Source organism: Pseudomonas ovata, assembly GCF_003131185.1.
In the GTDB taxonomy this organism is placed as follows: Bacteria; Pseudomonadota; Gammaproteobacteria; order Pseudomonadales; family Pseudomonadaceae; genus Aquipseudomonas; species Aquipseudomonas ovata.
This window is the reverse complement of record NZ_QFFU01000010.1, coordinates 95,214-106,854: the sequence shown is the minus strand read 5'-3', so window position 1 is coordinate 106,854 and position 11,641 is coordinate 95,214. Positions and strand designations below refer to the sequence as shown.

At 63.8% G+C, this 11,641-nt stretch carries 9 protein-coding genes; 3 read left to right on the top strand and 6 right to left on the bottom strand.

All coding sequences use genetic code 11. From position 1 onward, the window contains the following. Positions 1 to 3 precede the first annotated feature (3 nt). Together paaG and paaF are read right to left on the bottom strand one after the other, a co-directional pair. On the bottom strand, positions 4 to 795 hold the full coding sequence (gene paaG / locus DGA31_RS15435) for a 2-(1,2-epoxy-1,2-dihydrophenyl)acetyl-CoA isomerase PaaG (protein WP_109513141.1): 792 nt from the start codon (positions 793 to 795) through the stop codon (positions 4 to 6). Positions 796 to 823: 28 nt separating this feature from the next. Next, positions 824 to 1,597, bottom strand: coding sequence for a 2,3-dehydroadipyl-CoA hydratase PaaF (gene paaF, locus DGA31_RS15430; RefSeq protein ID WP_109513140.1), 774 nt, complete (start codon positions 1,595 to 1,597; stop codon positions 824 to 826). 328 nt (positions 1,598 to 1,925) lie between these two features. On the opposite strand from paaF, the gene paaY reads away from it, so the two are divergent. Both paaY and paaX read left to right on the top strand, forming a co-directional pair. Then, positions 1,926 to 2,519 (top strand): phenylacetic acid degradation protein PaaY, encoded by a 594-nt coding sequence (gene paaY / locus DGA31_RS15425; protein ID WP_109513139.1) that lies wholly within the window; start codon positions 1,926 to 1,928, stop codon positions 2,517 to 2,519. A gap of 71 nt (positions 2,520 to 2,590) precedes the next feature. Beyond that, positions 2,591 to 3,514: a phenylacetic acid degradation operon negative regulatory protein PaaX gene (gene paaX / locus DGA31_RS15420; protein WP_056838866.1), complete on the top strand. Its 924-nt coding sequence runs from the start codon at positions 2,591 to 2,593 to the stop codon at positions 3,512 to 3,514. 178 nt (positions 3,515 to 3,692) lie between these two features. Here the strand turns inward: paaX and DGA31_RS15415 are convergent, their stop codons facing one another. The 3 genes from DGA31_RS15415 to DGA31_RS15405 all read right to left on the bottom strand — a co-directional run bounded on the left by DGA31_RS15415 (position 3,693) and on the right by DGA31_RS15405 (position 8,185). Further along, positions 3,693 to 6,134: a TonB-dependent siderophore receptor gene (locus DGA31_RS15415; RefSeq protein WP_109513138.1), complete on the bottom strand. Its 2,442-nt coding sequence runs from the start codon at positions 6,132 to 6,134 to the stop codon at positions 3,693 to 3,695. 576 nt (positions 6,135 to 6,710) lie between these two features. Beyond that, positions 6,711 to 7,679: a DUF4880 domain-containing protein gene (locus DGA31_RS15410; protein WP_109513137.1), complete on the bottom strand. Its 969-nt coding sequence runs from the start codon at positions 7,677 to 7,679 to the stop codon at positions 6,711 to 6,713. After that, positions 7,676 to 8,185, bottom strand: coding sequence for a sigma-70 family RNA polymerase sigma factor (locus DGA31_RS15405; protein ID WP_056838871.1), 510 nt, complete (start codon positions 8,183 to 8,185; stop codon positions 7,676 to 7,678). The genes DGA31_RS15410 and DGA31_RS15405 overlap by 4 nt, the downstream gene beginning before the upstream one ends. 240 nt (positions 8,186 to 8,425) lie before the next feature. On the opposite strand from DGA31_RS15405, the gene DGA31_RS15400 reads away from it, so the two are divergent. Next, complete coding sequence (locus tag DGA31_RS15400; protein WP_161959191.1) at positions 8,426 to 10,513, top strand: ATP-binding protein; 2,088 nt, start codon at positions 8,426 to 8,428, stop codon at positions 10,511 to 10,513. Here the strand turns inward: DGA31_RS15400 and DGA31_RS15395 are convergent. Further along, positions 10,510 to 11,460 carry an alpha/beta hydrolase gene (locus tag DGA31_RS15395; protein WP_161959190.1) on the bottom strand — a complete coding sequence of 317 codons (951 nt, stop codon included), beginning with the start codon at positions 11,458 to 11,460 and terminating at the stop codon, positions 10,510 to 10,512. The two genes, DGA31_RS15400 and DGA31_RS15395, sit on opposite strands and share 4 nt — an antisense overlap. Between the last annotated feature and the right edge of the window lie 181 nt (positions 11,461 to 11,641).

Sequence of the window (11,641 nt, the reverse complement as noted above, 5' to 3'; positions counted from 1 at the left end):
CGCTCAGCGTCCTTTGAAGGTGGGGGTGCGTTTGTTCATGAAGGCCGACACGCCTTCGCGGTAATCCTCGCTGCGCCCGGCCAGGCGTTGCAGGTCGCGCTCCAGCTCCAGTTGCTCGTCGAAGCTGTTACTGGCGCTGGCATTGAAGGCACGCTTGATCAGGGCCAGGCCATAGGTCGGCTGGGTGGCCAGGTGGCGGGCCAGCTTGAGGGCTTCATCGCGCAGGTCGGCGTCGTCGACTACCCGGTAGATCAGCCCCCATTGCTCGGCCTGCTCGGCGCTCAGGCGCTCGCCCAGCAGGGCCAGGGCCTTGGCACGGGCCGGGCCGACCAGGCGCGGCAGGTTCCAGGTGCCGCCCGAGTCGGGCACCAGGCCGATCTTGCAGAACGCCTGGATAAAGCTGGCCGAGCGCGCCGCCAACACCAGGTCGCAGGCCAGCGGAATGTTGGCGCCGGCACCGGCGGCCACGCCATTGACGGCGCAGATCACCGGCAGCGGCAGGTCGCGCAGGCTGCGGATCAGCGGGTTATAGAGCTGCTCGATTGACAGGCCCAGGTCGGGCATTTCGGCACCCGGTGCGACATTGCGGTCCGACAGATCCTGACCGGCACAAAAGCACCGGCCTTCGCCGGTCAGCAGCAATACGCGCACTTCATTGTGCTGGCGCACCTGCTTGAGGGCTTCGCGCACTTCAAGATGCATCGCGGCATTGAAGCTGTTGAGCTGCTCGGGGCGGTTGAGGCTGAGAAGGGCGACACCGTCCTCGATGGAAAACAGGATGTGCTGGAAGTCCATGCTTGCGCTCTCTTATAGGAATGAAGGGTTACTGGCCGGTGAAGGTCGGCCGGCGTTTTTCCTGGAAGGCCTGGATGCCTTCGCGCCGGTCGGCCGTGCCGGCCAGCACGGTGAACGCCTGGCGCTCGAAACGCAGGCCGCTGGCCAGATCAAGGTCTTGCGCCTTGAGCAGCGCCTCCTTGGCCAGGCGCACCGCCAGCGGCGCTTTTTCAGCGATGCTGGCGGCCACCTGCAGGGCGCGCTCGACGGTAAATTCCGGCTGGGTCACCTCGCTGACAAGCCCGGCGCGCTGGGCATGGCGGGCGTCGATCGGCTGGCCGGTGAGGACCATCTGCATGGCCAGTGACTTGCCCACGGCGTGCAACAGGCGTTGGGTGCCGCCGGCCCCGGGCATGATCCCCAGGTTGATTTCCGGCTGGCCGAAGCGGGCGTCTTCACCGGCGATGAGGATGTCGGCGTGCATGGCCAGCTCGCAGCCGCCACCCAGGCAGAAGCCGTTGACGGCCGCGATCAGGGGTTTGCGAAAGGTGCCGATGCGTTGCCAATAGCCGGCGCGGGGATCGTTGAGAATGCCCACCAGGTCGCGCTCGGCCATCTCGTGGATGTCGGCGCCGGCGGCAAAGGCCTTGCGGCTGCCGGTGATGACCACGACGCGGGTCTGGCTGTCGTGCTCGGCTGCTTCCAGTTCGGCGGCCAATTCGCCCAGCAGCTCGGTGTTCAGCGCGTTGAGCGCCTGCGGGCGCTGCAGGGTGATCAGGCGCACGCTGGCAACAGGGGTGGTCACGGCAAGGGTGTGAGGCATTCGAGAATCCTCCGGCGGCACGGGCGGCGTCGTGTGCGCCGCTGATTATTGGAATGGGCCCGCGTGGGGCCGTGCTGGGCTGAGTATAAGCATTAAGCGATACAAGACAATATGGTTTTTAATGATTTTTTGTGTCTTGATTGATTTTTGAAGAATCTAAAAAGAAAACGTTTTTATCTGTTAAGGCCGTCTGGATAGCGGTTTTTGCACGGTTTTTCGAGTGGGCCTGTATTCGATACGTCACTTGTGTTTTTCTGTGGTCAATTGTTGTGATACAAGAATTTAAAGCAGTTGCGATGCAGCGGCGTTTATTACAGGAGGATTTACCATGACCTGCTACAGCCTCGATGGCCTGACCCCGGTGATCCACCCCACCGCTTATGTGCACCCCACGGCCGTCCTGATCGGCGATGTGATCATCGGCCCTGGCTGCTATGTCGGCCCGCTGGCCAGCCTGCGCGGCGACTTTGGCCGCATTGTGCTGGAGGAGGGCGCCAATATTCAGGACACCTGCGTGATGCATGGTTTTCCGGACAGCGACACGGTGCTGGGGCGCAATGGCCATGTCGGCCACGGCGCGGTGCTGCACGGCTGCCGTATCGGCGAGGATGTGCTGGTGGGCATGAATGCGGTGGTGATGGACTATGCCGAGATCGGCGCGCGTTCATTCGTGGCGGCCACCAGCTTCGTCAAGGCGCGCTTCAGGTGTGAGGCGCAGTCGCTGGTGATCGGCTCGCCGGCGACGGTCAAGCGGGCACTCAGCGATGATGAAGTGGCCTGGAAACAGGCCGGTACCCGTGAGTACCAGCAACTGGCCCAGCGCTGCCTGGCGTCGCTGGTGGCGTGCGAGCCGCTGAGTGAAATCGAACCGCAGCGTCCGCGTATCAGCGACAGTGCATTTCGTCCCAAGGCCGGCGGTTGATGGGCAGGCTCGCCGCAATTGGTGCCGGGCAGGTATATTCGACGTCTTTATCGTCGTCGCCCGGTAGGCCCATGTCGTCCCTTGCTCCGTTGAACCACCTTATCCAGCGCTTTCAGGAGCGCACGCCGATTCGTGCCAGCTCGCTGATCATCACCCTGTATGGCGATGCCATCGAGCCGCACGGCGGCACGGTCTGGCTGGGCAGCCTGATTCAATTGCTCGAACCGATGGGCATCAACGAACGGTTGATCCGCACCTCGATCTTTCGCTTGAGCAAGGAGGGCTGGCTGACGGCCGAGAAGGTCGGGCGGCGCAGTTACTACAGCCTGACCGGCACCGGGCGGCGACGTTTCGAAAAAGCCTTCAAGCGCGTGTACAACGTCAACGTGCCGGCCTGGGACGGCGCCTGGTGCCTGGTGGCGCTCTCGCAACTGCCGGCTGACAAGCGTAAGCAGGTGCGTGAAGAGCTGGAGTGGCAGGGCTTTGGTGCCATTGCCCCGACCATGCTGGCCAGCCCTCGCAGCGACAAGGCCGATGTCAATGCCACGTTGCAGGAGCTTGATGCGCTGGAAGACAGCATCGTGTTCGAGACCCGCAGCCAGGACGTGTTGGCGTCCAAGGCCCTGCGGGCGCAGGTGCGCGAGAGCTGGAACATCGACGAGCTGGGCAAGCACTACAGCGAGTTCATCAAGCTGTTTCGCCCGTTGTGGCAAGTGCTGCGCGAGCAGGACAGCCTGCGCGGCGAGGACTGTTTCCTGGCCCGCACCCTGCTGGTCCACGAATACCGCCGCCTGCTGCTGCGCGACCCGCAGTTGCCTGATGAACTGCTGCCCGGCGACTGGGAGGGACGTGCAGCACGCCAGCTGTGCCGCAATATCTACCGGCTGGTGTGCGCCCGTTCCGAGGAGTGGCTGAATGCCGCGCTGGAAACGGCCGACGGGCCGCTGCCCGATGTGGGCGAGGGGTTCTACCAGCGGTTTGGCGGGTTGCGCTAGAAACAAGCCTACGCACAAGACCGGATTCTCCCACAGGTTTGATGTGACCCTGAGTTTCGTGTCTGGCACCAGGATTGGTGTTGTCCAGGATCTTGTGCCTGGCCCCGACTGTGGGAGGCAGCTTTGCTGGCGATGGCGGTGTGACAGGCGCAGCAGATGTGCCGGTCGTGCTGGCCGGTTAAAAATCCCCGCGCAAAGTCAGCACGTAGCTGCGGGGTTCGCCAAACAGGTTCGAGCGGTCCAGGGCCGCCGAGGTGGTGTAGTACTTGCGGTCGAACAGGTTCTCGGCGTTGAGCGACACTTTCCAGTGTTCGTCGAGCTTCCAGCTGGCGCGGGCGTCCCAGATGGCATAGCCGGCCACGCCGTAGTCGATCCCGGCAGTGTTGGGCACCGCGTACGCCGACTGGGTGGTGACGCCGGTGCCCAGGGTCAGGCGGTTCCAGTCACCGGGCAGGTTGTAGCTGGCGTTCAGGCGCAGCATGTGTTTCGGGGTTTCGTAAGTCAGCTGTTCAGAGGTGCTGCTGCGCACCATGTTGTAGGTATAACCGCCGAACACTTGCAGCCCCGGCAATACTTCACCGCTGGCCTCGATGTCGAAACCCTTGCTGCGCTTGACCGTGCCGTTGGAATAGCAGGTGCCGAACGAGTCGTTGCTCAGGCAGGCGCCGGAGTTGTCGACGTCTTCGACGGCCACATCTTCCTGCTTGATATAGAACAGCGCCATCGACAGGTTCAGGCGCTTGTCGAACAGCTCGCCTTTCAGGCCGGTTTCATAGTTGGTGCCCACCGCCGGATCCAGCGGCGAGCCGCTGACGTCGCGGTAGTTGCCTTGCGGGGTGAAGATGTCGGCGTAGCTGGTGTACCAGGTCCAGTTCTCGTTCAGGTCATACAGCAGGCCCACGAAGGGGGTCAGCTCGCGGGTTTCCTTGGAGGTGTAGCTGTTGGCCGCGCCGGTCTTGACGTCGTAGTCGTAGCTGTACCAGGTGGCGCGGCCGCCGAGTACCAGGCTCAACGGCTCCGCCAGGCGCAGACGCACGTTGCCGTACAGCCCGGAGCGCTCTTCGGTAGCATCGATGTCGGTGCCCCAGGCCGGCCGCGACGGCCTGGCCAGGGCATGATGATTGACGTCGAAGACATTGATCGGCGAGTTGACCGCGACTGTGGCCTGCTTGGTGTTGAATGCCTGACGTGACCAGGTGGCGCCGAGGGTGACCTCATGCTCAAGGCCGAAGGCGTCGAAGCTGCCGTTGAGGTGGCTGTCCAGGCCGGTGCTCTTGACCTCGTCGCTGCGCAACAGCACGCCCTGAAACCGCGAGCCGGCCAGGGTCGCCGGGTTGATCGCGCCGCGGGCGTAGGCGATGGCCTGGTCGAAGCTGCCTTCTGAATAGGTCAGCGAGGTCTTGCCGGTCCAGGTGTCGTTGAAACGGTGCGCGACCTCGGTGAACACCTCGTTCATGTCGCTTTCCAGGCGGTTCCAGTCCTGGGCCAGGTTGGTCGAGCGTGAGATGTCCAGGGCATTGCCGTTGTTGTAGCGCGGCAGGCCATAGATCGAGTAGCCGTTGATGACGTTGGTCTGCCGGCGCAGGCTCATGGTCAGGGTGGTGTCTTCGTTCAGGTCGGCCTCGACGATGCCGTACAACAACGGCGTGCGGCTGTCGCGGGCATCCATGTAGGAGCCGGCGTCTTCATAGGCAGCCACCAGGCGACCACGCACGCTGCCCGACTCGTTGAGGCTGCCGCTGCCGTCCAGGTCCAGGCGGTAGTTGTCCCAGGAACCTGCCCGGCTGGTGACCGAGAATTGCGGCACGGCGGTGGGGCGCTTGCGCACCATGTTCACCGCGCCACCCGGTTCGCCTGCCCCGACCAGCAGGCCGGTGGCGCCGCGCAGTACTTCGATGCGGTCATAGATGGCGGTGTCGGGTTTCATCCAGCCGGTGACCTGGTAGGCCTGGCCTGGCACACCGTCGTACAGGAAACTTTCGGCGGCCATGCTGAAGCCGCGCGAGGTGTACAGGTGGCCGCCGAAGTTACGGTATTGAAAGCTGATGCCGGGGGTCTTTTCCAGCACCTTGTCCAGGCTGTTGAGGTTCTTGTCATCGAGAAACTGGCGCGTGACCACGGTGACGGTCTGCGGCGTTTCACGCAGCGACTGGGTGCTCTTGCCAATGGTCGTGGCGCCGGTGGTATAGGAGCCGGTGCTTTCGGTAGTGGTACCCAACTGGCTGGAATTGACCGTGGTCGCGCCCAGTTCCACCTGCCCATTGCTCACCGCCACGCGTGGCACCACCCGGTAACCGCTGCCGGCCGCCAGTGCCTGCAGGTTGGCCGGCGCCAACAGCTGCTGCAAGGCCTCCTCGACGCTGTAGCGCCCCTGTAGCCCGGCACTGCGCAGGCCCTGGGTCAGCGAGGAGTCGACGGCGATCATCACGCCAGCCTGCTGGCCGAGCGCACCCAGGGCCTTGTCCAGGCTGCTGGCCGGGATGGCGAAGGCCTGACGCTGGGCGTCGTCTGTTGCCGCCTGGGCGGGTGCGGCCAGAACGACAGCGCTGGCACTGGCAATCGACAGACCAAGCAGGGTAGCGCGCAAGGCGCGGGCAAGCGGGGTAGGGCGGGTGAGCATTAGAGCGATCCGTTTGATAAATGAAGGCAAGGGCGCGCTGTTATTCAGCGTCTACACCTGTCTTGATGCTCGAGACGGGGAAAACTGCCTTGGTAGATGAAAAATAGTTTTATTTGCATTGAGGCAGTTGCAGAGCAGGGGGTAGCGAAACAATGAACTGGATATGAACTGGCCGGCTGTAGGAGCGCGCTTGCCGGAATGCCGGACCACCGCGACCGAGTGCGAAGCGCTCGTAAAATCTGCGAAACGCCACAAATTTACGACTGCTGCGCAGCCGGTCGCGGGCAAGCGCGCTCCTACGCAGCAGGCCCTAGGGTCTGTTGCCGTTTCAGCACGAGCCGCGTTGCTGGGCCAAATCTCGCCAGGCCAGGCGGAGGACGCAGAAAAGGGTCGCTCCCTTTTCAAGTCCTCCAACACCGCCTGGCGAGATTTGGCACGCAACCCGAAGGGCCGGGCCTGTTTTGCCGCGAGACTGCGTTACTCGCCACTCATTTGGAATGACCAAACGTCGCGGCTCCTGCCTTGCCTCGCGGCAAAACGGGCGCCGGCGCGGCCGTGATGAAACGGCAACAGACCCTATGCCGGGACGACGTTGGTCCAGTAGCCCAGCACGGTGTTGACCTGCACTGGCAGGGTGCGGGCCAGCAGGTCGAGGCTGGCCTCGGGACGGTCCAGGGAGAAGGCACCGGAGACCAGCAGGCCGGCCACGGCCGGGTCGCAGCGCAGCAGGCCGCGCCGGTAGCGGTCCAGTTCGGTGATGACTTCGCCCAGCGGGGTGCGCTCGGCGATCAATTGGCCGCGGATCCAGGCAGTCGTCGCCTGCGCCAGTTCTTCGGGGCGGGCGACGTGTCCGGCGTCGAACCGAGTCTGCTGGCCGGCATTCAGGTCTTGAGGTGTACCGCGGTCAGGTTGCAGCAAGGCCTGGCCGCTGAGCATCTGTACGTGAGTATCGCGGGCCTGGGCGACGATCAGACGGGCTTGCGCCGCCGGCCTGACCCAGCCGTTGGGGGTGCGAATGGCCAGGTCCTGGTCGGTGCCATTTTCCAGCCAGACCCGGCCACGGGTCAGCATGAGCTGTTGTCCGGTGCCCCGATGCTCAATGTCCAGCAGGGTTTGCGTGTCCAGTTGCAGGTCCAGGCTGCCCAGGCGCAGGGTGCGCCGTTCGCCGGTGCCGGTGTGGTAGTCGCTGAACAATTGCGGCAGCAGCACCCGCTCACGCGCCCCCCAGCCGGCGGCCGTGACGACGCCAAGCCCGGCAAAGCCCTTGAGCAGAGTGCGCCGCGAGGTGCCGCTGCGTGCCTTGAGCAACTGGCGGGTCTGCCGGGCCGGCAGGTTGGCGGCACCGCTGCGCAGGTCCTGGCCGATGCCCATCAGTCGTTGCCAGGCTCGCTCATGCTCGGCGGCGGCCTGGCGCCAGGCGGTACAGGCCGCCTGCTGGGAATGGTCGGCGGTGCCCGACTGCAGGGTCACGGCCCAGAGCATGGCCTGCTCCAGCACCTGCGGGTCGATCGGGCGACGATTGTCCAGGGGCTGGAACAGGCTCATTGCTCATAGACTGCGGCATAGCAATGCCGCAGCGCCTTGAGCATGGCCTTTTGCACGCTGTTGACGCTCAGGCCCAACTGTTCGGCAATCTGCGGGTAGGTCAGGCCATCGAGTTGCGAGAGCAGGAAGATTTCCCGCACCTTGCCACCCAGCCCGTCCAGCACCCGGCCCACTTCGTCCAAGGCTTCGAGCACCAGCAGACGGGTTTCCGGGGAGGGCCACAGTTCGGGCTCAAGCAGGGCCAGCGAATCGGTGTACGCCCGCTCCAGCGCCTGGCGGCGGTAGTGCTCGATGCACAGCCGGCTGGCAACAATATTCAGGTAGGCTCGCGGCTCGCGGATCGGTGGCAGCTTTTCGCTGCGCAGGATGCGCACGAAGGTGTCTTGCGCCAGGTCCAGGGCCGATTCCCGGTCGCCCAGCTTGCGCCGCAGCAATTGCACGACCCAGCCGTGATGCTGGCTGTAGAGCTCGCCCACGATGCGTTGCTGGGAGGAAGTGGCGGTCATGAAGATCGATCCTGTGCGAAAGGCGGTGGCAAATGCGACGTTCATGGTAATGGTTCTTATTAAGTTGTTGAATGATTAATTGCACTTTCGGATGAACGCAGGCGTCCATGTGCCTTCGCAGGGGCTGGATTGTCTTTGCCAGCGGACGGTTTTTCTCGTAGCGTGCTGCTGTCGTCTTGCCAGTGCGGTAATCCGCCCCACCCGTGCCGGACCGGCGTCTCAATTTCAGGATGTAACGCTGTGACCGATTACGATATTCAAGCCCTGCGCCATCGCGTCAGCGCCCTGGAAGCCGAAAACCACCGCTTGCACGACCAGCTCTCGCTGCGCAGCCAACAGGCCGATGCGGCCCTGGCCCGCTCGCAGGAACGCTATCGCTTTTTGTTCGATTCGATGGACGAAGGCTTTTGCATCATCGAGTTCTTCGATGGCCCGCACGGCCCCCTGAGCGACTACATCCATATAGAAGCCAACGCGGCCTATGCCTTTCATGCCGGAATTGCGAACGTGGTCGGGCAGAAAGTGCGCGAGATGGTCGGCGCCGAGGCCGACGGCTGGATCGAGCTGTACGGCGGGGTGCTGCGCACCGGTGTGCCGATCCGTTTCGAGCGCGAGCTGGTGGCCACCGGGCGTTACCTGGCCCTGACCGCCTTTCGTATCGAGCCTGCCGAACGTCATCAGGTTGCGGTGCTGTTTCAGGACATCACCCAGCGCAAGAACGCCGAGCGTGCCTTGCAGCAATTGAATGCCACCCTGGAAACCCGGGTGCGCGAGGCCGTGGCCGAGCGCAATGTGCTGGCCGACGTGGTCAATGGCACCGATGCCCGCATCCATGTGATCGATCTGAATTACCGCTGGCTGGCGGTCAATGCCATGGCGACCTGGGAATTCGAGCGCCTGTTTGGCGTGGTACCACGGGTCGGGCACAGCCTGCTCGAAGCCCTGGACGCTGAGCCCGGTATCCGCGAACAGGTGCGTCTGCTCTGGGCGCGTGCGCTGGCGGGTGAGGAGTTCATCGAGATCACCCGTTTCGGTGAGTCGGCGCGGGATTTCGAAATCCGCTACAGCCCCCTGCGCAACGCCGAAGGCCAGATGGTCGGCGCCTATCTGTTCGCCTATGACATCAGTGAGCGATTGCTGGAGCAGGAGCGTCTCAAGCAGGCCGAGGAGGCGCTGCGGCAGTCACAGAAAATGGAAGCGGTGGGGCAGCTCACCGGTGGCATCGCCCATGACTTCAACAACCTGTTGACCGGGATCAACGGCTCGCTGGAGCTGTTGCGCACACGGCTGAGCCAGGGGCGCTACGGTGAAATCGAACGTTACGTGTCTGCCTCGCTGGATGCCTCGCGTCGAGCGGCATCACTGACTCACCGATTACTGGCGTTTTCCCGGCGCCAGACGCTGGACCCCAAGCCGGTGGACGTCAATCGCCTGGTGGCGGGCATGGAAGAGCTGATCCGCCGCTCGGTAGGGCCGCACATCACCGTTGAGGTGGTGACAGCCGTGGGCCTGTGGTCGACTTTCATTGATGCGCCGCAACTGGAAAATGCCCTGCTCAACCTGTGCCTGAATGCCCGCGATGCCATGCCCGGCGGCGGACGGATCACCATTGAAACCGCCAACAAATGGATCGACGAGCGCGCGTCGAGGTTTCGCGACCTGTCACCGGGACAGTACCTGTCGCTGTGCGTGACCGACACCGGCACCGGCATGACGCCGGAAGTCATGTCGCGGGCCTTTGACCCGTTCTTTACCACCAAGCCGCTGGGGCAGGGCACCGGGCTTGGGTTGTCGATGGTATACGGGTTCGTGCGCCAGTCCGGTGGGCAGGTGCGTATCTATTCCGAGCCTGGGCAGGGCACCACCATGTGCCTGTACCTGCCACGCCATTATGGTGACGAGGTCGAGCAGTCAACGCAGGAAACCGGGGATGAACACGAGGCGCGCAAGGCCACGACCACCCGTACGGTCATGATCGTGGACGATGAGCCCACCATTCGCATGTTGGTTGGCGAAGTGCTCGCCGACCAGGGCTACAGTTCGCTCGAGGCCCCGGAAGGCGCCAGCGCGCTGCGTATTCTGGAGACCGATGTGCGTATCGACCTGCTGGTCACCGATGTCGGCCTGCCCGGCGGCATGAACGGCCGGCAACTGGCCGATGCCGCTCGCCTGCTGCGCCCTGAACTGAAAGTACTGTTCATCACCGGTTACGCCGAGAACGCCATTATCGGCAATGGCCATCTTGACCCAGGCATGTGGATCCTGACCAAGCCGTTCACCATGGAAGCCTTGGCCAATCGCATTCACGAGATGATCGAGCTGGATTAGCCGGCCTGAGCACCTTTGGCCTTGGGCTGGCTGGCCTGGGTGCGCGGCGCTGGCGTCTTGAGCAGCGCCTGGATGGCCTGGCTGTAGGCCTGGCGGCCCAGGCGCATGCTGTTGTTGTGAGTACCGCCGGGGATCAGCAGCAGGTTCTTGGGCTCGGCGGCGGCGGCAAACAATTCTTCGCTGAAGCGCGGCGGCACATAGCGGTCGGCGGTGCCGTGGACGATCAGCACCGGCATGTGGATGGTGGCGATCTTGTCCTGTGAGTCGAATTTCTGCGACAGCAGCCAGCGCACCGGCAACGAGGTGTAGCTGCTGGCGACCGAGGTGGCCACGTCTGCCAGGTTGGTGAAGGTCGACTCGATGATCAGGCCGCGTGCCTGCACCGGGCTGTTGTTCCTGGCGGCGTCACGGCCCAGTTCGGCGGCCAGGTCGACCGCGACCGCACCGCCCAGCGAATGGCCATAGATCAGGCGTCGGCTGGGGTCCGGCTGCAACAGCTTCAGACGCTCCCAGGCGATGCGCGCATCTTCATAGACGCTTTTTTCCGACGGCAGCTCGCCCACGCTCTGGCCAAAGCCGCGGTAGTCGATGGCCAGCACCGAAAAGCCCAGGGCGCGCAATTGCTCGATACGGAACAACTGGCCGGTGAGGTTCCAGCGCGAGCCATGCAGGTACAGCACGGTGGCGGCATCCTTGCGTGGCGCCGGCCACCACCAGGCATGGATATTCTGTTTATTGCCCAGCGCCGGGGTCTTGAGTTCCAGTTCTTCAACGCCGGCGGGCAAGCCGCCGTACCAACTGGCCGTGCCCGGCTCGATGCGAAATACCAGCTCGCGCTCCTTGCGCTCAAGAACCACGCAGCCGACAGGCAGGCCGATGATGATCACAGCCATCAGCGCCAGGACAAGGCGACGCCATTTGCGAGAAGCAGGTCGAGACAGCGGCATGCAGGCAATCCGTTCATCAAAATGAAATAGAGGCTGTTTATGCCGTGGCATTGCACCGCACGACAGGCATTATGCGTTACAGGATATTGCCCGAACGGACTGTTCGTGGATAACCGACTGCCGGCCTTGCAGAATCCTGTGTTGGCGACCCTTCAGGGGCTGTGCAGGCGGCTCGGGTTGT